We start from the raw sequence: 26,423 nt of genomic DNA, 5'->3' as shown, positions 1-26,423 counted from the left end.
AGGGGGCCTGAAGTCTTTTGCGGGCATCGGCAGTCCCGCGGTTTGTCATTGCTGGGATCGAGGTGGGAAACCAACGCGGCAAACAAAGAAGGCAACAGCGAACTGGCCCTCAGCGCGATCGAGCAAGGTACGATAGTCGGCGTCGAGCTCCAGAACCGGGCGCGTACAGGTTGCCAGTCGCTCAATCACGAAGTAACGCAACAAAGCACCGGGGGATCTGACATGTCAACATCAGCAAAGGGTGGTCGCCCAGCCGGGCTACGCGCCCAGGATCTGCCGATGCGTCGGTGGCTGCAGCTCGGTGTGGCGTCCGCCGGCATGGGTGCGGCGTTGATCGGCTGGTCGCTGGTTGGGTCTGAGATCGGTATTGCCGGCGCCGACAGCGGCGTCGGGTCGTCGTCGGCCTCGTCGGCCTCGTCGGCCTCGTCGGCCTCGTCGGCCTCGTCGTCCAAGGATGCCGGCTCTGGTGTCGCGGCGTCGTCTCCCTCGGGCCGTGCCGGGACAGCCAAGTCACGCGCCCATGTCGATGCTCGGGCGACGAGCCCCCGCACGGTGAACCGCACTGTGAATTCGCGAGTGGTCACGGCGGCGCAGAACGCCCCCACTCCGAAGGTGGTCGTGGCGGCGAGTAGGAGTGACCCTCTGGGCGCGCTCGGAAAATTCCTCACGGGCACGCTGAAAGAACTCCTCAACCGGAAAACGACTCTGAACCCGTTGCAAAAATTGGACGACTTGACCCCCAAGCAGAAGAGCTTGTTGGACTTGATCCCGAAAATTCAGGTACCGAAGGAAAACACCCTGTGGTACCGGGAAGTGCAAGCGCGAGAAGCGGAAAGACTGCATCGAGCGGACGCCGACAAACAGCGCATAGTCGAAATCATCCAAAAGGGCGTGCGGCTAACCGACAGAGATGGACAGTCCGTGTACAGCATCGACGGGAAGGTTTTCGTCCGGTACACAGTGACGTCTTTCAGCATCGGTCCTCAAGGTCGAGTTGATGGTCCGCTTGTGCCCAAACTCTTCACCCTGTCCGACAGAGGTTCTCAGCGGAATAGGGACGCAATGATTCGGTCCTTCCTGAAGCTTGATCCAGCACAGGTGCGGAGCTCGTGGCCACGGTAATTCGGTCACGACCCCTGCGATGAGCGGGGTACACCCAGCGCCAACACCGCTGTGTCGTCTTCGACGCCGGAGCCGAAAGATCCCAGCAGTTGCCGGATTTCGGCGATCAGTGCATCGGCGCCCACCGGTCCCACGGCTGTGACGAATCGGCGCAGGGCGCCGTCGTCGTCGTATCGGCGCGAGCCGTCGCCAATCCGGGCCTCGGTCAGGCCGTCGCTGTAGAGCAGCAGGGTATCGCCGGGTCCGAGTCGGAGCGTGGTGTCGACGAATCGCGGCCGGTCGGTCAGACCGACTGCCATACCGTCGGTGAGATCCAGATAGCTGACGCCGCCGGACTGCTCCATCAGCATCGGCGGCGGATGCCCACCGCTGGCCAGTCGCACCTCGAAGCCGTCGTCCTTCTGGGCGAGGGTGCCGAATATAACTGTGCAGAAACGTGTTTGCGCATCGCGGTGCTCTTGGCCGAGCACGGTGTTGAGCCGATGCAGCACGGTGATGGGGTCGGGGTCGACGACGGCTGCGGTGCGCAGGGTGTAGCGGGTCAACGAGGTGATCGCCGCGGCCGCCGGGCCCTTGCCGCACACATCACCCAGGAAGAACCCGGACACGGTGTGCGACAACGGGAAAAGGTCGTAGAAGTCACCGCCGATGTCTTGCACCGACGCGTGGTAGTGCGCGGCTGCGGTGAGTCCTTCGGGCACCGACAATGACGGCGGCAGCAGCGACCGGCGCAACGTCTCGGCCAATGATTCCGCTCTGGCTCGCTCGGATTCGGCTCGTTGGCGCTCCTCGAGCAGAGCTCGCTCGTACGAGCGTCGCTCGCGGGCGTCCTGGATGTCGACCCGAATCAGCTCCGAGCGGCCGTCCGCACCAGTCTTGACGTTGGCGGTCAGGAAGACCGACCGGCGCGAGCCGTCGGCAGCCCGAAGTTCCACGCTGATGCCTTCGAGTTCACCGCTCATCCGTAGCAGCGGCGCGAAGTGGGTCTCGAAGTGAATTCGCCCGCCGACGGTGAACAGATCGGTGATCGGCTTGCCGCGCAGCGCATTCGGCGTAGTTCCCAGCCAGGACGCCAGCGTGGCGTTGGCGTCGACGATGCGTCCGTCCGGGGTCGCCGCCAGCTGACCGCTGGGTGCGTTCTGCCACAGATCCTCGGCGTCGGTCATGCGGAGGCGAACGCCGCGAGGACGTCAGCGGTGGCCTCGGGCGCGCTGACGTGCGGGCAGTGCCCGGTGGCGTCGAGGGTGATCAGTTGGGCGTCGGGGATGTGATCGCGGACGTAGGCACCGACTCCGGGCGGTGCGATGACGTCCTGGCGGCAGTCGACGATCAGGGTGGGAACCGGGACGCCGGCGAGGTCGGCTCGGTTGTCGGAGAGAAATGTGGCGCGGGCGAACACCTTCGCGGCTGCGGGGTCGGTGCGGCAGAACGTCGTGGCGAGGTCCTCGGCGAGTTCGGGGCGGTCGGCGTTGCCCATGATCGCCGGGGCCATCGACTGCGACCAGCCGAGGTAGTTGCTTTCCAGTGATTCGAGTAGCTCGTCGATGTCGGCGCGGCTGAAACCGCCGCGGTAGCCGTCGTCGTCGATGTAGCGCGGCGACGGGGTGATCATCGCCAGCTTGCTGAACCGGGCCGGCGCCGTGGATACCGCCAGCACGCCGATCATGGCGGCCACCGAGTGCCCGACGAGCACCACGTCGCGTAGGTCGAGAGCCTCGGCGATCTCCACCACGTCGTCGGCGTAGCCCTGCAGGGAGGCGTATTTGGCCGGGTCCCACGCGGCGGGGTCGGCGTTGCCCGAACCGACGTGGTCGAACAGGACGATGTCGAACCGGTCCCGCAGCCGCGAGGCCACCGGATGCCATAAGTGCTGGTCGCAGCCGAAGCCGTGGGCCAGCAGGAGCGTCGGCCCGGGACCGTCACCCACGCGGGTGACGTTGTTCCGGGAGACGACGTCCATCAAGGCATTCTTGCAGTCAGCGGCGCGAACCGGATCTGGTCCGTTTTTCCGCGTACATCGCGGCGTCGGCGCGGGCCAGGACGGCTTCGGCGAGGTCGCCGCCGCCGACGACCGCTGTTCCGCAGCTGGCGCCGACGGTTAGTGCCCCGACGCTGGTGGCCATCTCTTGCTGCAGCACGCGGATCAGGCGCTCACGCAGGCTGGCCGGGTCGGGAGCGAACGAGGATGCCAGCAGGACGGCGAACTCGTCGCCGCCGATCCGTGCTCCGAGATCCTCCCCCCGGCAGGTGGTGGCGATGCGGTTGCCGATGATCTGCAGCACCTCGTCACCCACGGAGTGCCCGTACACGTCGTTGATCGGCTTGAACCCGTCGAGGTCGAGGTAAAGCACGACGGCGACCGGATTGCCGGTTCCTGCGGCGCCGGAAATCATGCCTTCCAGCCCTGCGAGGAACGCCGCCCGGTTGGCCAACCCGGTCAGGGCGTCGACGGAGGCGGCATGGGCTTTCTCGTCCATGACGTGGGCGCGGGCCAAGGCCTTCGCGATGAATTGCGCCAGCTGTTCGAGCAGCGTCACGTCCTCGTCGGTGAACGCGTTCGGCTCGCTGCAGATGACTTTCAAGACGCCCTGGGTTCGGTTCCCGTCGACCAGCGGAACGACGATCATCGAGCGGGCGTGCACCCGGCGGCAGGCCTCCAGGTCCACCCGGGGATCGGTCTCGGTGTCGGTGGAGATCAGGATCGTGCCGGTTCGGACGCACTCGCCGGACATGCTGCCCGACATCGCCAACCGCAGCCCTTCGGTGCCGGCGAGTGAACCGGCGGTGGTCGTGTACACCATCTCGCCGAACTCGGCGAGCTCGATGACCGCGCCGTGCGCCCGAGTCGCTTCGCGTGCCTGTTCGGCGACGATGTTCATCACCGCATCGGCCGTCGCATCGGCGTCATTTATCGCTTGCTGGACTTTGATAATGGTCTGCAAGGTCGCCACCGACATTTCGCCCCCCACGAGCTGGATATTAGGGGAAAACGCAGGGTCAGCGTAGGCAATGAACAATTCGCATAAGTGGGTTTACGCGTACACGCGCACGTCACCCACGGCGTGTGTTATACCCCTAGCAAATTAGCTTTCACGTCAGCATCGGGGGTTGGGCATGGGCCTGGGTCAGCATGGTCGTCACATCGGTCGGGTCGGAGCGTTGGCGGTGGCTCTCGGTGTCGGCGGGTTGATCGTCGCGCTGCCCGCGGTGGCCGGCGCGGACAGCGGGGCGGGGGGCTCGGGCAAGACGACGTCCTCGGCGGGCAAGCCTGCGCCGCGGCACTCGGCCAAGGCGGGTCCGCGTGCCCCGAAGGCGCCGACGTCGACGCCGGCCGCATCGGTGAAACCGGCCGCATCGATCTCTGTCGCGAGCCGGCGACCGCTTGATCGACTCAGCGGAAGCGGCGACCCGTCGGCTCCGGTCACCGAGCCGCTGTCGTTCGCGGTGCTGGCGGCGACCCGCCGGGACGGGACCGCCCGATCGGCGCGCTCGGTCACCACCGGCGGAACCGCCGCTGCCGCAGCCGCTTCGGTGCCCAGCGCCGGCGTCACCGGGGGTACTGCGCCGGCCGCGGGCGCTACCGCGGGCAGCGCGCTCGGCACCGCGGTGCGGAGCTTCATCGACTCGCATTTCCCCGGCTGGAGCCCGATCGCCGACGAGTTGGCGCCGATTGTCGCCAACGGCATCCAGGACCTGGTCGCCAACGGCAAGATCAGTGCCGAAGTGCAGCAGCTGGTCGCGAATAACACCATCCTGCAGTTCGTTTCGACGAAGATCTCGGCGGCGCTGAACACCTACCTCGGCGTGCCGTCACCGGTCGGCACCGTCGTCGGCAACGCGGCGGTCAGCTTCGCCCGCACCGTGCTCGGCAACACGGGCGTCCTGACCGCGCTGGACGTGCTCGCCACCGCCGTGCAACCGGACACCGTGCAAGCCGCTGCGATCGCTGCCGGTTTGGCTACCAATGACATTGCGCCGCTTGCGAATTACCTCAAGGAGGTGGCCGCCAACTCCTCCGACGAGATCGCCACCTTCCTGAGTAACTCCTCGGTGCAGGCTGCGCTCGCATCAGGGGTGTCGAGTGCGGTCATCGATCTGACCAACGGCGGGGTCATCCCGGCGTGGCTGGGCAACGTTGTCGACGGCTGGGTGACGTCGGCTCTGGGCGGCGACGCCACCGCGACCGCTGTCGGTAACGCGCTGGGCGCGGCCATGCAGGGCCTGCTGAGCAACACCAAGGCGGTGCAGGGTGTGGCGGCAATCGCCGGTGCGGCTGTCACCGACCTCTTGTCCGCGCCGGGCGTCCCCGCCGCGCTGGCTGATTACCTCACCCAGTTCGGCACCGCGCTGCTGGCGGGCGACAACTGGATGGATGCACTGGACATCGCTTGGCAAGGGCTGCAAGGCAATTCAGCGTTCCTGTCGGCGCTGGCTCCCGCTGCGGGTGACGTAGTGTCCGCGCTGGCCACCAACGCCGATGTGGTCGCGGCGCTGGCGTCGACGGCGAAGTCTTTGGTGGTTAGCTTGGCCGCCGACGAAGGCTTCCGCACTGTCGTCTCTGAGTTGTTCGGTCCGACCTACGGCCCGACGCTCGCCGAGGCGCTGGCCGATCCGAAGTCCGCGGCGCAGCTCGGCGCGACGGCCGGTTCGGTGATCACCAGCTTCCTTGCCCAGGACGGGGTGGCGGCGACGCTGTCGGCGGCCACCGAGCAGATCGTCGCGGCCCTGCTGAGCGGGGTTTCGCCCAGCGACGTGCTCGAGGGTGCCGTCCAGCAGCTGGCATCGGACCCGGCGTTGGTTGCGGCGTTCAACGCCACCGTGCCGGACGCGCTGCAGTCGGTGCTAAAGGCCCCCGCTGTTCGGGACGTGATCAGCACGGTCGCGCAAGGTGTCGTCAATCAGCTGATCGATTCGACGCCGCTGAACAACACGGTCCTGGATCCGGTGGTGAGCCAGGTGGCCAAAGCGACCGTCCAGGCCTTCGTGTCCAACCCGGCCGCGCAGGGCCTGATCGGCGACTTGGCGGGTGATCTTCTCGACGGAACGCCGCCGGCCGATGTGGTGCAGACCGTGATTTCGAGGGTCGTCAACAGCCCCGCGCTGCAGATTGCGCTCGGCCAGTCGCTGGGGCAGGGATTCGGTGCGCTCCTCGGTGACAATCCGGTCGCCTACGCGGTGGGGCAGCTGGCCGGAATCGGGACGGCGCTCGCATTGGTGTTCAGTTTCGGGGTGGCGAATCTTCTCGGCCTGACCGGCGGCTTGTCGGCGTCCTCGGTCCCGAGTGGCAGCTCGTATTTCGTGACATTGCAGATTGCCTGAGCGAGAAGCGGGCGCAAACGCGGACGGTTGAGCCATACTCATTGCTGCCGCATAGCAAATCCGCCAACGGCACTCTTGGCTTGATCGGGGATTTATCATGATTACCACCGCAAAGACTCGTTACACGGTCACCGGCGTCCTCGCCGCCGGTGCCGCCGCGAGCGCACTACTTGCCGGCGCCGTGCTGGGGTCGGCTCCCAAGGCCAACGCCAGCTGTGCGTCGTTCTTCGGTCTGGGAAACAGTGCCGACTGCTCCAGCACGCCGCTGAGCATCGCGATCGCGGTGGGTAGCGGCGCCACCGCGCATGCCAGCGGGTTGTTCGGCGGCGCGTTCGCTCTCGGGACCAATTCCGCCGCGACCACCGGCGACGCGTTCACCTTCGCCACGGCAGCCGGCGACGGATCGGTCGCCACCGCCAACGGACTGTTCGGCATCGCCACCCAGCTGGGACCGAACGGCGCCGCCGTCACTCAAGGCTCGGGCCAGTTCGCCAATTTCGGTCTCAACATCGCACTGAACGTGACGCCGCTGAACACGGCGGCTAACGGCAGCACCGTCACCGCGGGCGGCACCGGCGGCGCCGGGAACATCGCGCTGAATCTGTTCGGCAGGGCAACCGCGGCCGACAGCCTGAAGGTCAGCTCGCTCGGCTTCTTCAACATCGCAACGAACCTCGGTGGCCGCGACAACTTCGTCCAATCCGGTGACTCGTCGAACAGCTCGATCATCAACCTGGCCACCAACCTGTTCGGCAGTAACACCACCGTGTCGGCGCAGGGCGGCATCTGGAACTGGGCGACCAACCTGCTCGGTGACAACAACACCGTCGTGACGTTCGGCAGCCTGGTGAACACCGCGACCAGCCTGTTCGGCAGCAACAACACCGTCATGACAACCGGTGGCTACGCCAACTGGGGCCGCAACATCTTCGGCAACGGCAACACCATCATGGTCACCGGCGGCTACGCGAACACCGTTCGAAACCTGTTCGGCAGCAACAACACCGTGACGACGACGGGCGGCAACGGCAACCTGGCGCAGAACTGGTTCGGCACCGGCAATGCGGTGACGATCGCCGGCGGCATCTACAACACGGCATTCAATCTCCTGGGCGGCAACGGCAACCAGGTCGAGTCGCAGGGCGGGTATCAGAACGCGGTGTACAACATCGTCGGCAACCACAACACGTTGACCGTCGGTGGCGCGGGGAGTAACTACAACCTGGCGATCAATACGTTGAGCAGTAACAACGTGGTGACCGTCGGAGGCGCCGGCGGCAACCTCACCGCCGGATTCAACTTCCTCGGCGGCACCAACACCGTCAACGCCGGACCCGGACCGCTGGCGTTGGCCGGCACCATCTTCGCCAACGGCCAGACCGTCACCAAGACGAACCCGGGTATCGCGATCAACAACTTCCGCATCGGCGGGGCGCAGGCGACCGGCGGTACGAGCAGCAAGGCGCCGGCCGCGAAGGCCGGAAACGCGGGAAAGAAGAAGGGCACCGCCGGGAGTCGGCGGGCTAGCCACTAGGGGCGCACTGTCCGCCTCTGAGCGACAACAGCTTTGGTATGTCGTTGTTGTCGCTCAGAGGTGGGCACCAACCTGAGTAGGGCTACTAGCCCATCGGCCCCATCTCGTCGGGCATCGGAGCGTCGCAGCGGGCTCGGAAGTCGGCCGCCGGTTGGCGAACAGCCTTGATCTGGTCACGAACCTCGGGATTCGCCTGCAGATAGTCGGACACAGCGGTACGCATCTCATCCCGAGACTTGCCCTTCAGTCCGGTGAAGAACGCGTTCACGTCGGGGTGGGTGAACAGGTACACCGACATGCCGGCGTTGACTCCGGACAGGACCTGGGTGAGGTCGCCCGCCGTACAGTTCGGCTCGTCGGCGGCGGCGGTTGCCGCGCTCCCGATCAGCATTGCGCCTGCAATGATTCCGGCGCTGATCATGTTGCGGACCAACATTCGACTGCTCCTAACGATGAGGGTTGGACGGGGCATGGTCAGTTACGCGGCCCGGGCCGCGGAGGCCGGGGGCGAGGAGGCGGGGCCGGTGGGTTCGGTCGCGGGCTGAGATCGAGGTCGATGCCCCAGGCGTCGTCGCAGTACCACGGATCGGCGCAGTAGCCCGGATACGCGGGCCCGGCAATCGGTGCGGTGGGGCCGCCGCCGCGCACCTCACCTTGCGCACAGACGGTGGCCGCGCCGGCATTGGTGCAGTCCGCGGAGGCGGGTGTCGCCAATATGAGGCTCGCGGGTCCGGTCCCGATGATCAACCCGAATGCCATGTAGCAAACAGATTTTCGCATGACCGCCACCCCTGTCCCCCAAATGGGCATTTCTCGTCCTGCGGTTAGTACTACGCCGCGTCGTGCAATTGCGCAAGAGCAAAGAATCAGAACGCGCCCGGCTCACCAGGTTCGGTGTCCAGCGCCGAGCGGTTGGTCAGCAGCAGCGAGACGAAGTACAGCCCGCCCACCGCGATCAGGCCCAGCACGATCAGGCCAGGAATCCTTGCCTCACTGGGGGATACGAGCGCAAAGATCGAGAATGCCACCCACACCAGGGCCGTGTAGGCCACCGGCAGCTCGAACCGGCCGAGGCTGAATCCGCCTTCCTTGCGTTCCAGGCGTTTGCGCACGCAGAGGTATAGCACCACGATGCCGCCGTAGATCAACGCCGGCAGGATCGTCGACGCGACGATCAGCTGCAGCAGGGCCGCACCGCGCAGCGTCAACATCAACACCACGCCGATCACGAAGATCAGGATCGTCGCGGCAACCGGCGTCTGAGTGCGCGGGCTCACCCGGCGTAGCACCGTGTGGCCGGGGAATCGTGAGTCGCGCGCCATGGCGAACGCTTGGCGCGAGCAAGCCGCGATCATCACCATGCCTGCGCCGAACATGGCAAAGGCAATGCCGGTCAACAGGACTCGCTCCATCACCGGACCGAGCTGATCGTGGATGATCGTCGCCACCGGTGAACCGCTGGTGCTCACTTCGGTGATGTCCTTGATCGCCAACGTCAGGATGATGACGAACACCAGACCCAACGTCGCCGAGGCGATCACCGACGAGACGATCGCGCGCGGCACGCTGCGGAACGGATCCTTGGCCTCCTCAGCGAGATTCGCCGCGGAGTCGAAGCCGACCAACGTCACCAAGCCCATGATCATGCCCGCCATCAGCGGACCGCCGATCGCGAAGTAGTTGGGTGCGTCGGCCGCCACACCGCGGGAGGCCAGATTGGCGGTGGTGCCGGTCCCGGAGAACACCATGACGGCACCGAGGCCGACCACCAGGACCGCCAGAATCACCAGCTCCAGACCGACCGCGCCGGAGGTGACCACGCCGAGCAGGCGGGTTGAGGCGATGACGAGAATCGTCTGAGTCAACAACACCGCCAACGTGATCAGCCGGGCGACATCCTCGTCGGGCGCCATCCCGAACAGCGGCATCAGCGCTTGGCTGGCCAGTGCGTTGTCCATCGCCGCGGCCGCGATCGCCAGGAACCAGAACGTCAGCCAGCCGAACAGCCACCCCACTTTCGGGTTCGCCAGCCGCGACGCCCACTGATAGGACGAGCCACTCAACGCAATGCGGGCGGCGAATTGCGCCACCACCAGCGCGACGAGCGTCTGGCCCACTGCGGCGATGATCCACAACCAGATCCCCACCGGTCCCGAATAATTCAGCACCGCACCGTAGGTCGCGAAGATCCCGACGACCACGGAGATGAACGCGAACGAGATCGCGAAGACCTGGAACGAGCCGAGGGTGCGTTTCAGTTCGGGTTCATAGCCCGAATGCCGCAGTTCCTCGTCGGTGGAGTCAACGGTCATTGCGGCACCGGGCCTTCCTCGAAGTCAGAGCAACCATAGGGGACACGCGGGCTATCGGGCGGCGGCTTGAGCAGCATCCAGACCGCCACCGCCGACGCGAGCAGCAGCACCGAACCGATCCCCGCAGCGCCGGCGAGCCCGTCGGTGAACGCGGCTTGGGCGGCGGCCAGCAGGGCGTGCGCCTTATCGCCACCTAGGGTCGCGGCCGCTCGGTGGGCGGCAGCCAACGATTGTTCGGCGTGCGCCACGACGTCGTCGTGGATGCCGGCGGGCCGGTCCAGCCCGCGGTAGACGGCGGCGATGACACTGCCCAGCAGCGCGATGCCCAGCGCCATGCCCAACTCGTAGGCCGTCTCCGACACACCTGCCGCCGCGCCGGCCCGCTCGGGCGGGACGCTGGTGATGATGACGTCGTTGGCCACGGTGAAGGCCATCCCGAGGCCAGCGCCGATGACGAACAAGGCGATCCCGAGCGGCCAATAGGGGGTGGCCGGGCTGATCAGCGTCAGTGATGCCAGCGCCGCACCGATCAACGCCAGCGAGGTCGAGAGGACCGCGCGCGGCGACCGAGAGCGCACGGCGACGCCGGCCAGCACACCGAAGGTCGTCGCCGCCAGCGCGGCGGGCAGTTCGGCGAGCCCAGCTTGTAGCGGGCTGTAGTCGTGCACCAGCTGGAAGAACTGCGACAGGAAGAAGAGCACGCCGGACAGGCCGAGGATCGACAACATGTTGGCGGTGATCACGCCGGTGAACCCGCGGTTGGCGAACAGGCGAACGTCGATCAGCGGATGCGCTGCCTTCAGCTGCCGTCGCACGAAGAACGTCAGGGCGGCTGCACCCAGCAGTCCCGCGACGACGATGTCGGCGTGCAGTCCGTGGGCGGCGCCCTGTTTGGCGGCATAGACCACGCCGAGGATGCCGATCAGTGACAGGCCGGCGCCGAGCGGATCCCATGGTCCGGGGGTCGGGTTGCGCAATTCGGGCAGCAAGACCCAGCCGCCCACCACCAAGACGACCACCACCGGGACGTTGATCAGGAACACCGAGCCCCACCAGAAGTGCTCCAGGAACAGCCCGCCGATCACGGGACCCAGCGCGGTGCCCGCCGAGAACACCGAGGCCCAAATACCCACGGCGACAGCACGTTCCCGTCCGTTCGGAAACAGACCCCGGATCAGGGCCAGGGTCGACGGCGCCAGGCTCGCCCCGGCGACACCCAACAGTGCGCGGGCCGCGATCAACATCCCGGCCGTCGGCGCACACGCCGCCGCCACCGACGCCAGTGCGAAAGCGGTTGCGCTGATGAGTAATAGCTTCTTGTGCCCGATCCGGTCGCCGAGGCTACCCATGGTGACGAGCAGCCCGGCGAGCACGAAGGAGTAGATGTCGCCGATCCACATGATCTCGGTGGCGGTCATGCCGAGATCCCTGCCGAAGACCGGTGCTGCCACCGCCAGGACGGTGCCGTCGACTCCGATCAGCAGCACGCCCAGGCTGAGTACACCCAGTGCGAGCCAGCGGTGTCTCATGGACTATCCGGCGTGGCAGAACACGTCGACCTGGGCGGTTTCGAAGGCGTCGCGCTGCTGGCCGCCGTGGTGCTCGTGGCGGTCCTGGTGCACCGAGATCACCGAGCACTTGTCCAGGGGCATGGCGCCGTCTTTGTTGATGACGACGTGCATGCCCTGGTCGCGCAGCTGGCCGATGGTGTCGCTGGCGGTGGCGGTGCCGCCGTCGGTTTCGGGGGTTTCGGCGGCGGCGTGGCCGGCCAGCCCGACCGCGAGGGCGGCCAGAACCGGGGCGGCGAGTGTGGCGAGGGCGAGCTTGGCGGCGGTGGCGTTGATCATGCTGATGACGCTATGGCGCGCAGGGGCGCTACATCATCGGCAGATATGTGCGTTTGTGCAGGCAGGGCATGGTGCGAATTATGTAGACGCGCCGTGCAGCACCTTGTTTTCGTGGGCCCAGGCAGCTGCTGCGGTGCGCGAGGAGACGCCGAGCTTGACGTAGATGTTGGCCAAGTGGCGCGCGGTGGTCTTTTCGCTGATGAACAGCTTCTTGGCCAGGTCGCGGTTGGACAGGCCCGCGGCGATACCGGCCAGCACTTCGAGTTCGCGTTTGGTCAAGCCGCCGGGTGCCTCGGTGGGCTCGGCGTGGGTGGGCGCGACGCCGAGCTGTTGATAGATGGCGGCGGCGTTGGCGGCGTCGGTTTCTGCGCCGCTGGGATCCTGGGCGCCGTGCCGGGCCAGCGACATCCAGTCGTAGACCTGAGCCATTTCGTAGCGGCACTGCGTGCTGCGGTAGCGGCGCAGGGCGTCTTGGAGGACGGGCAGTGCTTCTTCGGCTTGTCCTTGGCTGACGAGGACGGCGCCGCGGGCGTGGCGGGCCCAGGCCCGGAAGCCGGGGGAGTCGAATCGCTCTGCGCCAGTTTCGAGTTCGGTGCAGTAGCGGTCGGCGTCGTCGGTCTTGTTGCGGGCCAACGCGATCGCGATGGCGGCGGGTAGCAGCCGAAGGCGGTTGATGTCGTCCTGCTCGGCGTCCATCCGCATGCGCAGGTCGGTCGCGGCGGCGTCGGCCTCGCCGAGGTAGGTGCGCAGCAGCGCCTCGCCGGGTTGCGGGTCCTTGTTGTGCTCGCGTGCTTGGGCGAACGCTTCGCGGGCACCGTCGATGTCGCCCTTGCGGCGCCGGATTTCGCCGAGTTCGTAGTAGCCCTTGCCGACGGTGCCGGGGAAGTCGCCCATGGCGGCGATCGCGTCGATCAGCCGCTGCTCCACCTCGCTCAGGGTTTTGGTGGCGCTGTGCAGGTCCATTTTGTGGACCTCGCAGGTGGTGCCGTACCAGGAGGCGGTGACCTTCGGGCCTTTGCGCCAGACCTCCATGGCGTCGAACCAGGTCTTCATGCGGGTGAGGTCGGCGAGGCGGTGGCATTCGTGGATGACGGCGCAGTAGATGTCGCCGGCCCAGTCGACGGGGACCTGGTCGGCGAGGACGGGCATCATCGCTTCGTCGAGTTGGGCGAAGGCTTCGCTGGTGCGGGCGAAGGGCAGCATGGTGACGCCGCTGGCGGTGAAGCAGAGGGCGTTGAAGCCGGGATCGTTCAGCCGGTCGGTGACGTCTTGGAGCTGCGCTGCGAGGTCTTTGGCGACGTCGTTGCGGCCCTCGTCGATGGCCACCAAGGAGTCGACATAGAGAAGGTAGGCCAGGACCCGGTCGTCGGGTTGTTTGTCGTGCAGGCGGCGGGCGCGGTTGATCCAGACGCGCGTGATGGTGAGATCGCCGCCGTTGAACCACTGCAGGGCGACCTCGACGGCCTTCATCGCGGCGCCGTGGGTGTCGTTGGCGGCGTTCAGGCGGTTGAAGGCCTGCTCAGATAGCTGCATGGAGTGCCGGCCGTGGCCCAGGCGCCAAGCAGCCAGGCCGAACGAGGACAGATCGTCGGTGGTGAGCTCGCCGGATTCGTGGGCTTCGGTGAAGAGGTCGTAGGCGGTGCGCCAGTCGCCTTGTGTGTAGGCGGCGCGGGCGGTCTCGAGTTCGGTGGGATTCGCCATGGTGATCGCGTTAACGGTAGCGCGGGCGGTGGCGATGTAATGGCTGAACAGTGCGGGTGCTTCGGCGGTGTGGCGGGTTGGCTGCGGAGTCTTGTACTGCAGGTTTTCAGGTTGTCGGGATACTGTGACAGCCGTTGACTTCGGAAGGGGTTGCTCATGCGTGCTGGCTGTGTCGCTGCGGTGGTGTGCGGTGTTGCGCTGGCGATGGCGCCGACGGCTTCGGCGGCCGACGACCTCATGAGCGGCAGCTACACCGTGAAGGGCCCGAACGAGATCATCGACACCTGGACCATCTCGAACCTGTGCAACGTGATCGAGACGGGCTGCCTGGCCAACATTAAGTCCCCGCTGATCGAGGGTCAGGCCGTTTATCAAGGCGCGCACACCTGGATGATGCGCGTCATCGGTCAGGTGCCGGTGTGCCCGGACAGGTCCAAGACCAAGGGCGCGATGGTCTTCACCTGGAACACCCAGACGCTGACCGGTCAGGTGACCGAGATCCAGCAGGGCAACTGCGTGTTGACCCGGCCGGGGCAGTCGCAGATTCCGATTACGTTGGTGGCTGCTTAGGGGGTTGAACGTCCGTACATTCCGGCGACGCTACTTCTATGTGTCGTAGCTCTCGCCTAAGGTGCCCCAGAAGCAAGCAGTCAATGGGGTATGGGGGAGCGGGCGGTCATGTCGACGTCATTATCGGACTGGATGAGCGATGCCGATTTCGCATGGCGGCAGCGGTTAGCGCCCGTTCGACTCGTAATTGAAACCGATTTTTCTGCTGACGAAGTACGAGAGATTCAGCGCAATCTTGGCCGCGCTGCTCAACAGTTGATTAACCGAGGTTGGTCTCACGAGGAAGTAATAAAGCGCTATCCGGCGGTGAGTCTGGTAGCCCTCGTCGGCCATGCCGCACTGGCCTACGACCACGGTGCGTACTGGCAGAGCTTCTGGGAAGAACTTGGCCTAACCCACAGCACCGATTTTGAGAACGGGATCCGTCGCCAACTGCCGGCGTTGCTCGACAAGTTCTCGCTCGCCAGGTTCCCGGCCATCGAGCTTGGTGGTGGCAGCAAGTACGTTATGACGCTGGCTCTGCACGCGGGCATCCCCATCCATTGCCTGAGGGATCTGTTGGAGGTCATCAATGACCACGTCCTACAAGGGCGGCCGACCAGCGGGGCAGCTGTCATGGAATGGCTGCAAGAGCCCGGTAAGGAATATCGTGCTAACGCGCTCGATGTGCCAGTGCGCAACTTCCTAATGAATGGTGCCGAGTTCGCCGCCGACATCCTCGACCGAATCATTGAGTTCATCGAGGAGTTCACGGTGAATCCGGCGTTGCTCGATGCGGCTCTCGATTCCTCGACTACCGGGCTGCCGGGAGTTCTCCTCGAAGAACTGATCTTGCAGCTGAAGGAAAATCCGCTTCACCTCCAAAAGAGGCGGTCGAGGACGACCGCGGCATCGCATCCCGCGATCACCTACAGCATTGAGGACGACGAAATCGTCCTAGCGCTCCCTACCCCGTCCGAGGGCGGTGCTTTGCCCTGGCGGGTGTCCTTCGACGGTGAGGTTCGTGAAGCACACGCCCTTCGTCGCTGGGGTGGCGACATCCAGACTGCAGTTGCGCGCGTTGCGGTTCCCGGTCCCGTACGCGAAGTGGTAGCGGGTCATCCCGAGCTGACGGCTGGCATCTCGTTACCGTTGGTTCTACCCTCCGACCCCCTGCTTGTTTTCGATGCGAATGGACGATGGATTGGACGCCGTGACGGCCTGAAAGATGCTGCATGGGCTGTCTTTCCGGACGATCATCAGCTGGTTGATACACGCAGTTCAACCCCGGTAACCATTAACGACGACGGGCGGCCGGCCGGTTGGCACGGGTGGCGAAGCGCGTTTGTCGAGCTCGAGGACATTGAAGCGCTCCAGCTCACGCACGGTGGCGACCCAGTCGGCAATCCGCGTTGGGTCCGCAAGGACCTGCGGCCACGATTTCAGCTCAGGTCGAAGATCTTAGGGATGACCGCGACAGATGGTCAGGCGGTTTATGGCACTCGTCCGTGGGTGATGTTGCCGGCCACCACTGCTGATCCTGCCCCCGAATGGGATGTGAAAGTTCGGCGGTTCGGTGACACTGAATGGATCGTCGACGAATCGTGGCGTAGCGAGGATGTCGAGACCTGCGTTGACCCCTTCGACGACGCAGAAGAATCGCAACTCGGCCTGTTCGAATTCATGGTGACCGGTCCGATGGGAGCCGATGCACGCTGCTCCGTGTTCTTAGCCGAGGGCGTCGACGTCCAGTTCGACCCCGCCATACGAGTGCCTGACTCACGAGGGTTGACGCCTTCGACAGCATTCATCAGTAGCGATGCCCTTGATATCAGTCCGAACGATCCAATCAATTTCGAGCCGAGGAAACTCGAGACGACCATCACGATCCGTTCAGCAGAGTCAAGTGCTGCGATCGTACTTAGGCCGCCACACATTGAGATCCGCACAGGGGAATCGGGGACACCCGCCCCATGGCGTATGAGCGCAGACGCACTCGACCCAGAGGACTTCGCTCAGGACCGTTTCGTTGCCGTTCGCGCGCCCGGTGTTGAGGAGGTCACTTTCGGTTGCTACTCAGAGTCGGGTCACTTACTGCAAGTTGATGCCCATCCGCGGCGTCGGCACGGCGATGTATTCGAAAGCCGCACACAACAGTTCGCCGACACCATACGTGCGCACAAGTCCGCCGAGTTAGTTGCGACGCTGCAGACCGGCGTTGGCCCAGTTGCGGTGAAGGTGCTTTCCGCTCAGCCACGCCGTCTCGCGTCCAGTGTGGAGTTACTCGGCGAGGACGTTCTGTTCTTCACCGATGCTGCCCACATAGACGATCTCGCAGTCTATGTGTGGAGTACAACGGCGCCATGGGCTCCCCCCGAAGTCCTGCCCCTAAAGGACGGGCGCGCACAACTTCCGGAGCGCCTCATCGGTCGAGGAGAATTACGCTGCCAATTGTTCGTAGACGATCCGTGGACCTACATTGAGCCGCCAATCACGCCGGTCGCTGACGCATTCCACGTGGAGCAGTTCGGGTTCCGCGATGATGGAACCCCCGAACAAAACAAACTGTCCCGCTTTCTCGGCGGTCCACGAAGCGCCCCGCTCGAAGTCGGAGCCGTTCCTGAAGTGTGGGCGGCACTTGCCCGGTTGCACGCCGATGGCCGATCACAGCGTTTTGAGGAGCTGACCGCTCTGCTCGCTGGGGACCCACGAAGAGCGCTGGAGTGCCTGGGCGACAGCACAATTGACGCCGCTGACAAGATGGCTATGTTGATCCGCAGCGAACTGGTCAACCACAACTTTGAGACAGAAGAAACATTCAACGAATTGCATGCCCATCCGTGGTTCGGATGCATGGTTGAACTCGCCGACCTGACATCGCTTTTCCACCGCAGGCATGAAGTACGGGCCGAACGCGCGGAGACATTGGCCTATCTGCGCGAACGTGGCGGCGCTCCGCTAATGGAGATGCTCCAAGCTGGGAAAATGGTCCACTCGGACTTGGCCGCCCTGGACGCTTCGGCATTCGCTCTCAGCTACGTTCCAGGAAACGACATCGAGCTCAAACTGACTGAAATCCAACAAGTTCCGCGCGCTCAGCTGCACCCGGACAGTCTTCGCGCCGGCGTTTACGAATGCCTGTACCGACGCATAGAGTGGATTGACGCGGGGTGGTCGCCAAATCTTGGACGGCAGTTATCTTTAGTTCTTACACCAATCAAGAAGGCCTCACAACTGGCCTACGCCTCGATTCACAGGAGGATCGAGCGCTTGGAAGGAATCGACACCGCAGAACATCCGTGGACGATGATGTCGGTGCACTCATTGACGTTAGCCCTCCTGGCCAGATTGGAAGGCCAGGGCAGAATCGCCGCTCGATACTTGAACACCGGATTACTCAGGGACTGGTCACATCTGGCGCGGCTCTGCCCAACCATGGTTGCAAATGACGTTTTGATGGCCGAGGCCCTGGTGCTGTACGACCGACGCAGCGACCTGACTGGAGATGATGAATGATCGACCGACTCGATCCGCTCAAAACCGCGCAACAGATCGAAAGTAGCTACAAGCGATATCTGAAGACCTTGTTGGCGCCGCGCGACGAAGACCTGGCGACAGCTTTCGATGCCGAGATCGACGCGAGCAAGCTCCTCACTAAGGGGCCGATCCTCGAGATGACGCCCCCCTATCAGACCGGCGCCACGTGCCGCGAGCTGATCGATGAGGGCGTGTTGCACCCAGACTTCATTGCAGCACACGGTCCGTCGTTCTCGCTCGACCGACCGCTGTATATCCATCAGGAAACCGCGATTCGCAAGTTCGTCAAGGGGCGAAACCTGGTTGTGAGCACCGGTACTGGCTCCGGCAAAACCGAAAGCTTCCTGATTCCGATCATCAACTCCCTAATCGCCGAGTCGGCTATAGGAACCCTGCGCCCAGGAGTTCGGGCCTTATTGCTTTACCCGATGAACGCGTTGGCGAACGACCAATTGAAGCGCCTTCGAGCGGTTCTCGCCGGTCTGCCGCAAATTACATTCGGTCGCTATACGGGTGAGACCGTTGAGCGTGCACGTGATGCTGAGAACGACTTCCTCCAGAACAACCCCGATCAACGTCGGCTGCCCAATGAGTTGCTCAGCCGTGAAGAGATGCGTTCCGGGCCGCCGCATCTGCTCCTGACGAACTACGCAATGCTGGAGTACTTGCTGATGCGCCCTATGGACATAGAACTGTTCGATGGCTCGCACGCCGGCACCTGGCGATTTATTGTTATGGATGAGGCACACGTCTATGACGGCGCACAGGGCTCGGAAGTAGCGTTGCTTATTCGCCGGCTCAAGCAGCGCGTAGCTCCCGGAGCAAATCTGCAGTGCATCGCCACCTCAGCCTCATTGACCGGCTCGGTGCGCAATGACCCGCGCGGAGAGGCAATGGAGTTCGCAGCCAACCTATTTGACGCTCCATTTGAGTACGTTGAAGGTGACGCTCAACGCCAGGATCTTGTCGAGCCAGTCCGCCAAGTGCACCTGCCGTCGCCTACTTGGCGCCTCAGTGACGACATACTGCTCGACGTCCACCGCGGGCACGTCGAACCCGCCGCCGCCATCCCGCCCGGCCTCGATGCGGCGGAGGCTCTGGCCACTGAGCACTCTATGGTCGAGCTGAAGACGGCTCTTAACGGTGGGCCGGTCGATATCCATCGCCTAAGCGAAGAACTCTGGCCCGATGACGAGCATTCGGCTGAGAAGCTCGCCTCCCTCGTCGAAATCGGTAGCAGTGTGCACGATGGTTCTGCCAACCCAGTCTTGTCCGCTCGATACCACATGTTCGTTCGCGCGACAGAGGGAGCCTTCGTCTGCTTCAACGACATTGGCCCCCGTATCTTCCTGAGCCGCCACGAGCTCGACCCCGACACAGGGCGCGCCGTATTCGAATTCGGCACCTGCACCCGCTGCGGCGCGGTGCACCTCGCGGGAGATCTCCACTCACGTAGCGGTAATGAATACTTCGTACCGGCGAAAGCGGCAGATCGTTCGGTCAACTGGTTGGTGCTCGCCGACGACCAGGGCGACGTCGTGGTGGATGAGGATGAGCTGACCTTGGCCGACGACGAGCCAAAGGCGGCCCGAGCCGACCCCACCTCCCGGCGGCTGTGTGCTGGATGCGGGCTGCTCGCCGACGCTGACGCCAGTACATGCCCGTCCTGCAATCTCCGCGCGATGTTGCCGGTGCGCGAGCATCCGCGTGCCAAGCGAGTCATGACGCGGTGCACCGAGTGCGGCACCCAGTCGAGGCAAGGAGTTCGTCGACTCAGGACTGATGTCAATGCCGCACCGGCAGTGGTGACAACGGCTCTCTACCAACAACTTCCAGAGGCGGTAGACGAGGCTGCCGATCAGGTCGGCGGAGGCCGCAAACTGCTGATGTTCTCGGACTCGCGTCAGTCGGCGGCCTTTGCGGCGCCCTATCTAGACCGCACCTACGCGCGGATGTTGGAACGGCGCTACATCACCGAGGCGCTACGCGACCCGGCCATCGCCGGTGAAGACGCGACCGCGGGTGACCTGGCGATCCTGGCTCAGGAAAAGGCTGATTCGGCTGGTCATTTCCCAAGGGGCACAGGCAAGGTCGAGACAGCGCAGGCGGTTAACCAGTGGATCTCCGGGGAATTGATGACCCTTGAGACCAGGCAATCATTGGAAGGGCTGGGGCTAATGAGGGTGGCGCTGCATCGCGACGCCCCCGTCAAACTTAACGGCTTGACCTCGCTGGGGCTGACCGAGGAAGAGGGCTGGGCGCTCCTCAACGAACTGGTCAAAACCGTTCGGCTGCAAGGCGCCGTCACGGTGCTCGACCGCGTCGACGTGAAAGACGAACGTTTCGCTCCCCGCAATAGCCGTGTGCGAATGCGTTCAACGGGCTCGGATCGGGCTAAACAGGTAATCAGCTGGACTCCGAATGGCGCCGGCATCACCAACAGTCGAGTCACTTTCATTAGAAAGGTGCTAGCCGAACTGTCGAACGACGCGCCGCCAGAACGCATCCTTGAGGGCTGTTGGAAGATTCTCGAATCCGCTGGTTTCCTCGTCTCCGAGTCGGACCGCACACTGGGCCAGCTGTATCAGCTCGATCACCGCATGTTAAGGATGACAAGTGGCAGCAACTGTTCTTGGTATCAGTGCAACATCTGCCGACTGTTGACCGCATTCTCCGTGCGCGATGTATGCCCCAACAGCCGATGCACAGGCAGGCTCAAACCTTTCGTGCTGCCCGACCCGACCAACGACGCAAACCACTACCGCGTTGTATATCAGACCATGGCCACCGCACCGCTGAGCGCACGTGAACACACCGCGCAATGGAATGCCAAAGAAGCGGCCAAAATTCAGCGCGACTTCATCACTGGCAAGGTCAACGTGCTGTCCTGCTCGACGACGTTCGAGCTGGGCGTAGACGTCGGTGATCTGCAGTCTGTCCTCATGCGCAACATGCCACCGAAGACGGCCAACTACGTCCAGCGCGCGGGCCGCGCCGGGCGGAGAGCAGATTCAGCGGCGCTCGTTGTGACCTACGCGAACCGCGCAGCGCACGACCTTGCGCAGTATCAAGATCCGAAGGCCATGATTGCGGGCCGGATGCGAATTCCGTGGGTACCGGTCGACAATCCCCGGATTGCGCGGCGCCATGCTCACTCGGTCGCGCTTGCCTCCTACTTCCGCCACTGCTTCGAAACGCGAGATCTGCGGTGGACGAAGGCGGGCGAATTCTTCTTAACAGCTCCTGGGGAGGGTAGTTCACCGGCTGCCGGCGTGCAGAACTATCTAACCCCAGTTCCCGCGAACGTCACCGATGCGTTGAAGATGGCATTGCCCGCCGCAGTGCAGGCCGAAATCGGCATCACCGACGATAAATGGGTGAAACCGTTGATCGAATTGCTCGATGCGATAGGCAAAGAACTGGCAAAGGACGTTGACGACATCGAGGCACGCATCGCTGACTCTGTGAAAGAGCGCAAGTTCGCGTTGAGTAAGCGACTCGAAGACACGAAGAGGACGATCGTCGGTCGAGATCTGCTCGGGTACCTTGCTAATCGAAACATCCTGCCCAAGTATGGCTTTCCAGTCGACACTGTCGGACTCAGCACGATCAATTCGGTTGACCCAGTGGGGCGCGTGTTGGAACTAGACCGCGATCTCGGGCAGGCCATCTACGATTACGCTCCCGGTAATCAGGTCGTGGCCGGTGGAAAACTCTGGACGTCAGCGGGGCTAAAGAAGCGGCCCGACCGAGAGCTGGTCCGGCACCGGTACCGAATCTGCCAGACGTGCAACCGATTCGAGCGCGGAGAGGGTCTGAATGCGGGCGAGACCTGTGCAAGCTGTGGGGATGTGTTCAAAGCCAGCAAGACTCTCATTATCCCAGAGTTTGGCTTCATTGCGGCACCTGAAAATCAGGATGTGGGTAACGCGCCGCCGGAGCGCCGTTGGCACGGCGGAAGCTACGTCGAAACTCACGGCGACGAAATTGGCCAGTATCACTGGTCTGGTGGCAATGGTCTGCGGGCGACGGCGCGGGCCGGAGTTCGCGCATGGCTGGCCGTCGTCTCGGACGGCGCGGGAGATGGCTTTCAACTGTGCGAATGGTGTGGTTGGTCGGCTCCCTCTGTTCGTGGCAGCAAGCCAAAGAAACACCGGCGCCCCGACAATGGACGCGACTGCGGTGGCAGGTGGGAGACGATTTCCCTCGGGCACCGCTATCAATCTGACGTTGCCGAGTTTACGTTCGACGGCGTTCCGTACCTGAAAGACCACGAGGGAAACTGGACTTCAGCGCTTTACGCCATTCTCGAAGGTGCCTCCTACGGGCTGGAAATCAGCCGTGACGATATCGCGGGGTCGTTGTCATGGACCTCCGACGACCGACGAAGCATCGTGCTGTACGACACCGTGCCGGGTGGCGCCGGAGCGGCAAAAAAGATCGCCGAGAACATCGGCGTTGTGATGCAGTCAGCGATCAAGCGGGTGACCGACTGTGAATGCGGTGAAGAGACATCTTGTTATGGATGTCTTCGGACATACCGCAACGCCCGGGAACATGAAAGACTCTCCCGGCGAGGGGCTTTGGCACTGTTGAGTAGCCAGCCATCCTGATGAGCCTGGTCCCAGGAAGCTTCGTCCGGAAGGTGATGACCAATGCCGCCTGGCCCGCACGTGCCATCGATGAGTCACATACGAAGGGCGCTGGACGACGCACCGGGTGCCATTCGCTACGACGACCCGCCGACGGAACTGAACGGCGGAGGCGCAGAGTCGCGACGCGCAAACCTGCGAGGTCAATTGGTCGCCTGGGCGAATCATCGAGTTGGCGCGCCGCGGCGCAGCGTTGTTGCGTAGATAGCCCTCAGCTAGGACGTGCAATTGTGAGGAGCGCTTGAGTGGTACGCGACGAAGAGTTCACTGACGACGTTTTCGAGAAGGTTTGTGCAGCCGTCACAGCTGGTGAAGCTATTTCGACACTGGGCATTTTGCGCCCCAATTGGATCGCCGAAATCCGCCGGGACGGGATCCTGGTGGAAACAACACGATCTCGGGAGCTGGGCCGGGGACCTCAGCTCGTTCCAGCCTGGATGATCAACGAGGCATGGACCCAGCTGTGCGCGCAGGGAACCCTCAGCCAAGAGCAACTGCTGAATGAATTGAACGTCAAGCGTTCGGCATTCGTATGTGCGCTGCTAGCGCATTTCGTTGGCGTTCAGGTCGATTCAGGCAAGCCGGTCGTCCTACGGTTGACTCAAATATGACCTCGGCATTGCGCGTGACCACTGCCGTCAGCCAGGGAACATGTCCAGATTTCGAGGCTCGAACTCGCCCACCGTATACGAGTATTGAATCAGGAATTCGACGCTGATGGCCATCACACTCCCCGCGACTCCACGCCTCGCCAATGAGTCCGAGCGCAAAGTATGGCGGCTCCTCACCGATCACCTCGGCGAGCGCGACCTGCTCATCGCCGGCCAGCGCGTCACCGACCATCTGAAGGACCACGAGATCGACTTCGTCGTTGCGATCGAAGACGCGGGAATCGTCTGCGTCGAGGTCAAGGGCGGCGAGGTGTGGCATGACGGCCGACAGTGGTGGCAGCGCAGCCGCAGTGGGCACACCAAACCCATCGAACCCGTGCGTCAGGCTCGGGAAGCCTGCTACGCGCTGCGGGAGTTTGTCGAGGCTGACCCGCGCTGGACTCAAGGCCGCCTCCGCTGGGACCACGTCGTCGTCCTACCGAATTCTCAACTGCCGTATGATTTCGGACTTCCTGAGTGCCCCCGGTGGAAGATCATCGACCGAGAGGACCTCGCCACCCTGGTGGGTCGGCTCCGAGACGTCACCGTCAAACACGAAATCGACCGACCGCTGTTGACCGGAACTGGCATCGATCAACTCCAGAGGGCGCTCAGCGGTCGCGGTCTCCCGCAGCGCGACGTGGTCGCCCGAGCCTTGGAGAACGAGGACGCCGCTGACATCCTCACCGAGCGCCAAGCAGTCATTCTCGACGCCGTCCGGATGCTCAATCGCGTCGAGGTCCGCGGTGGTGCGGGCAGCGGCAAGACTTTCATGGCCGTCGAACAGGTCCGCCGGCTCGCTAAAGACGGCCAACGGGTCGCCCTGCTCTGCTACTCCCACGGCCTGGCGTCCTACCTCAAGCGCATCACCCAGAACTGGTCGCGCCGTAAGAAGCCCGCCTATGTCGGTGAATTCCACGCCCTAGGAATCCGTTGGGGCGCACCGCAAGGACCTGACGAGGCGCTCCGAAGCGAAACCACCGCCCAGTTCTTCGAACACGACCTGCCCGTCCAGATGCTCGAACTGGCTAACAACCTTCCCGCCGGGCAGCGCTTCGACGCCATCGTCATCGACGAAGCCCAGGACTTCGCCGACAACTGGTGGGATCCCGTGCTAGCCGCCCTGAAAGACCCGGAATCCGGAGGCATCTATGTCTTCAGCGATGAAGGACAAAGGGTTTTCGACCGTCAGGGCACGCCCCCGGTTCCGCTGGTGCCGTTGATCCTTGACCACAACATCCGCAACACTCGCCAAATCGCCAGTGCCTTTCAACCCCTGGTCGACCACCCCATGCGCTCGCTGGGTGGCGACGGGCCCGACGTCACCTTCATTCCCTGCACCCGCGACGACGCGATAGACGTCGGCGACGACCAGATCGACAAGCTCCTCGACGACGGCTGGAGGCCCGAGGATGTCGCCCTGCTCACCACTGGAAGCCGGCACCCAGAACAGGTGGCTCGACAAGCCGAGGGCACCGACATCTATTGGGACAGCTTCTGGGACGCCGAACAGGTCTTCTACGGCCACGTCCTCGGCTTCAAGGGACTGGAGCGCCGCGCGGTGGTCCTGGTCGTCAACGACAAGGGCGCGTTCGAACGCTCCCGCGAGCGTCTCTACGTCGGCTTGTCCAGGGCCCGAGACCAACTCGTGGTCTGCGGTGATCCCGAGTTCATCGCTGAGGTCGGCGGGCCCGACCTAGCTCGTCGATTGGGCGTCACCACGTGAACCCATCTCCGAAGCGTTCAAACTGGCGCATTCAAGTCGCACTTCACCGTCAGTTCCGGATCTGGCTGGCACTCGTTCCGCGTGCCCCGGGGCCCATTTGGTTAGTCGACCCGAATTCGATTGTCTTGACGGAGACTTCGTCGGTGCACTCAAGCAGACCAGATGTCCGGGACCGTTATCTCTGAACGGTGTTATCCGACGCCATCCACCGAGAGTGCCCCTTTAATTCCAGTGATCTCCCGAACATGCATGGTCACGTCGACATAAAGCTGTGGCTCCGCAGGGGAATTCAACGCTAACAAAGCCGATGGCACGTCCAGTCCGAAACCGCGAATGCGTGCACCGGGGGATCCAGCCCTCGGCTTCACCATCAGATGCGGCCCGCTGGTGGTGCGGATTGACGGGTAGATGACTCCGGCCACTGGGAGTGTCGAATCGTCTCCCAACGCGTATGCGTAGAGAAATAGCTGGTACACGTCACTCGTGCTGATCTTCTTTTGCCCGTAGAGCTTGTATTTGACGTCCACGGGAACGGCGTGGTGGGAGGCAGTGTCGAAGATGACGAGGTCCGGTCTGACGTTGCTATAGGTGCCCCCCGAGTCCTCGTCGACGATGACGGTGTGGAACGACTCTTGCGTCGACACCCGAAGACCGCTTCCCACAAGCGATTCCTCGACCAGTCGGGTGACGAAACGCTCGAAAATCGCGTTCATGTTGAGCATGAATGAATCGGTGCGAATCGATGACGCGTCGTAGAGGTCCTCTAACGCAAGACCATCCAGCACCAGAAGCGCTAACTCGTGCGCCGACCGATAACGTTCATTGCGCCGGCCGTAACTGATTCGCTGCCGGTACCAGTTTGGATCGTGAGTGGTCGGCTCGCAGGCATCTCTGATGATGGCATCCAACATCTGAACATCCGCCCTGAGTTCCTGCCTGCGGACACGGGGGCCCGCTGCTGACAGGGCAGCGACGAGGAGCTGATTCTCGGGGACATCGCCGTCGTACTCGTCGAAACTGCATTCGAGGCGGTCGAGACTGCCATACCGTTGAAGGTACTGGTCTCGCATTCGCAGTCGACCGCGCATGACCGTGAGCGTTTCATCAGCCGGTCGGTAGTCACGTATTAGACCATCTCGAAGCAGGGCCTTGGTTTCCTCGGTCAGCAGCATGACGATCAACTCGAACAAATCGGTGCCTTCAGACGGCAACCGTCCGTCGTCGGACACACGAGAGAGTAGGCGGACGCCGGCTCCGTATTCGAGCATGCGTAAGACGCCTAGTGTTCCACCAACGAGTTTCGGGACGACGTGAATCTCGAATGCAGAGAAGCGGACCACACCGACCCACGACGACGCCGTCATTTCGACTCGGCCGCCAGCCAGCCAACGCACGTCTAGCCGCGGACTAAGGTCGCCGACCGCAGACAATGCTGCGGCGAGTCTCAAGTCGGAATCTGTTGCCGCAGGCAATC

18 protein-coding genes are annotated in these 26,423 nt (G+C 63.7%); 8 read left to right on the top strand and 10 right to left on the bottom strand.

All coding sequences use genetic code 11. The features are described 5' to 3' along the window. The first annotated feature begins 42 nt into the window (after positions 1 to 42). A complete protein-coding gene (locus tag CRM90_RS22985) occupies positions 43 to 1,122 on the top strand; it encodes a hypothetical protein (protein ID WP_142391433.1) in 1,080 nt (359 codons plus the stop codon). A gap of 5 nt (positions 1,123 to 1,127) precedes the next feature. Here CRM90_RS22985 and CRM90_RS22980 read toward each other — a convergent pair whose 3' ends face one another. The 3 genes from CRM90_RS22980 to CRM90_RS22970 are packed head-to-tail and all read right to left on the bottom strand — an operon-like array spanning position 1,128 to position 4,091. Next, positions 1,128 to 2,288 carry a PP2C family protein-serine/threonine phosphatase gene (locus tag CRM90_RS22980; protein WP_102809246.1) on the bottom strand — a complete coding sequence of 387 codons (1,161 nt, stop codon included), beginning with the start codon at positions 2,286 to 2,288 and terminating at the stop codon, positions 1,128 to 1,130. Further along, positions 2,285 to 3,082, bottom strand: coding sequence for an alpha/beta fold hydrolase (locus CRM90_RS22975; protein ID WP_102809245.1), 798 nt, complete (start codon positions 3,080 to 3,082; stop codon positions 2,285 to 2,287). The genes CRM90_RS22980 and CRM90_RS22975 overlap by 4 nt, the downstream gene beginning before the upstream one ends. A 16-nt stretch (positions 3,083 to 3,098) precedes the next feature. After that, positions 3,099 to 4,091 (bottom strand): GGDEF domain-containing protein, encoded by a 993-nt coding sequence (locus tag CRM90_RS22970; protein WP_142391432.1) that lies wholly within the window; start codon positions 4,089 to 4,091, stop codon positions 3,099 to 3,101. A gap of 145 nt (positions 4,092 to 4,236) precedes the next feature. On the opposite strand from CRM90_RS22970, the gene CRM90_RS22960 reads away from it, so the two are divergent. Both CRM90_RS22960 and CRM90_RS22955 read left to right on the top strand, forming a co-directional pair. Beyond that, positions 4,237 to 6,441: a hypothetical protein gene (locus CRM90_RS22960; protein ID WP_142391431.1), complete on the top strand. Its 2,205-nt coding sequence runs from the start codon at positions 4,237 to 4,239 to the stop codon at positions 6,439 to 6,441. A 97-nt stretch (positions 6,442 to 6,538) separates the two neighbouring features. Continuing rightward, positions 6,539 to 7,975 carry a beta strand repeat-containing protein gene (locus CRM90_RS22955; protein ID WP_102809241.1) on the top strand — a complete coding sequence of 479 codons (1,437 nt, stop codon included), beginning with the start codon at positions 6,539 to 6,541 and terminating at the stop codon, positions 7,973 to 7,975. Positions 7,976 to 8,060: 85 nt separating this feature from the next. Here the strand turns inward: CRM90_RS22955 and CRM90_RS22950 are convergent, their stop codons facing one another. From CRM90_RS22950 to CRM90_RS22925, 6 genes are all read right to left on the bottom strand, one after another. Next, entirely contained in the window at positions 8,061 to 8,411 is a 351-nt protein-coding gene (locus CRM90_RS22950) for a heme-binding protein (RefSeq protein ID WP_102809240.1), read from the bottom strand. 38 nt (positions 8,412 to 8,449) lie between these two features. Then, positions 8,450 to 8,755, bottom strand: coding sequence for a hypothetical protein (locus CRM90_RS22945; protein WP_102809278.1), 306 nt, complete (start codon positions 8,753 to 8,755; stop codon positions 8,450 to 8,452). 86 nt (positions 8,756 to 8,841) lie between these two features. Further along, positions 8,842 to 10,287 carry an APC family permease gene (locus tag CRM90_RS22940; protein ID WP_102809239.1) on the bottom strand — a complete coding sequence of 482 codons (1,446 nt, stop codon included), beginning with the start codon at positions 10,285 to 10,287 and terminating at the stop codon, positions 8,842 to 8,844. Further along, the gene (locus CRM90_RS22935; protein WP_102809238.1) at positions 10,284 to 11,816 is read right to left on the bottom strand and encodes an MFS transporter; all 1,533 of its coding nucleotides are present in this window, start codon (positions 11,814 to 11,816) and stop codon (positions 10,284 to 10,286) included. Before CRM90_RS22935 ends, CRM90_RS22940 begins: the two co-directional genes overlap by 4 nt. 3 nt (positions 11,817 to 11,819) lie before the next feature. Next, positions 11,820 to 12,134 carry a hypothetical protein gene (locus CRM90_RS22930; RefSeq protein WP_102809237.1) on the bottom strand — a complete coding sequence of 105 codons (315 nt, stop codon included), beginning with the start codon at positions 12,132 to 12,134 and terminating at the stop codon, positions 11,820 to 11,822. Positions 12,135 to 12,212: 78 nt separating this feature from the next. Further along, positions 12,213 to 13,835, bottom strand: coding sequence for a helix-turn-helix domain-containing protein (locus CRM90_RS22925; protein WP_102809236.1), 1,623 nt, complete (start codon positions 13,833 to 13,835; stop codon positions 12,213 to 12,215). A 156-nt stretch (positions 13,836 to 13,991) separates the two neighbouring features. On the opposite strand from CRM90_RS22925, the gene CRM90_RS22920 reads away from it, so the two are divergent. The 5 genes from CRM90_RS22920 to CRM90_RS22900 all read left to right on the top strand — a co-directional run bounded on the left by CRM90_RS22920 (position 13,992) and on the right by CRM90_RS22900 (position 24,949). Further along, positions 13,992 to 14,405 (top strand): hypothetical protein, encoded by a 414-nt coding sequence (locus tag CRM90_RS22920; RefSeq protein WP_102809235.1) that lies wholly within the window; start codon positions 13,992 to 13,994, stop codon positions 14,403 to 14,405. Positions 14,406 to 14,537: 132 nt separating this feature from the next. Beyond that, positions 14,538 to 17,900: a hypothetical protein gene (locus CRM90_RS22915; protein ID WP_233209466.1), complete on the top strand. Its 3,363-nt coding sequence runs from the start codon at positions 14,538 to 14,540 to the stop codon at positions 17,898 to 17,900. After that, entirely contained in the window at positions 17,897 to 22,534 is a 4,638-nt protein-coding gene (locus tag CRM90_RS22910; RefSeq protein ID WP_102809234.1) for a DEAD/DEAH box helicase family protein, read from the top strand. Before CRM90_RS22915 ends, CRM90_RS22910 begins: the two co-directional genes overlap by 4 nt. 284 nt (positions 22,535 to 22,818) lie before the next feature. Further along, positions 22,819 to 23,184 (top strand): hypothetical protein, encoded by a 366-nt coding sequence (locus CRM90_RS22905; RefSeq protein WP_102809233.1) that lies wholly within the window; start codon positions 22,819 to 22,821, stop codon positions 23,182 to 23,184. A 106-nt stretch (positions 23,185 to 23,290) separates the two neighbouring features. Beyond that, positions 23,291 to 24,949: a nuclease-related domain-containing DEAD/DEAH box helicase gene (locus CRM90_RS22900; protein WP_102809232.1), complete on the top strand. Its 1,659-nt coding sequence runs from the start codon at positions 23,291 to 23,293 to the stop codon at positions 24,947 to 24,949. 191 nt (positions 24,950 to 25,140) lie between these two features. On the opposite strand, the gene CRM90_RS22895 is transcribed toward CRM90_RS22900, so the two are convergent. Next, positions 25,141 to 26,313 carry an McrC family protein gene (locus CRM90_RS22895; protein WP_102809231.1) on the bottom strand — a complete coding sequence of 391 codons (1,173 nt, stop codon included), beginning with the start codon at positions 26,311 to 26,313 and terminating at the stop codon, positions 25,141 to 25,143. Between the last annotated feature and the right edge of the window lie 110 nt (positions 26,314 to 26,423).

It is taken from the genome of Mycobacterium sp. ENV421, from assembly GCF_002887815.1.
In the GTDB taxonomy this organism is placed as follows: Bacteria; Actinomycetota; Actinomycetes; order Mycobacteriales; family Mycobacteriaceae; genus Mycobacterium.
Note: the sequence above shows the minus strand (reverse complement) of the source record. Positions and strands in the feature narration are given on the sequence as shown.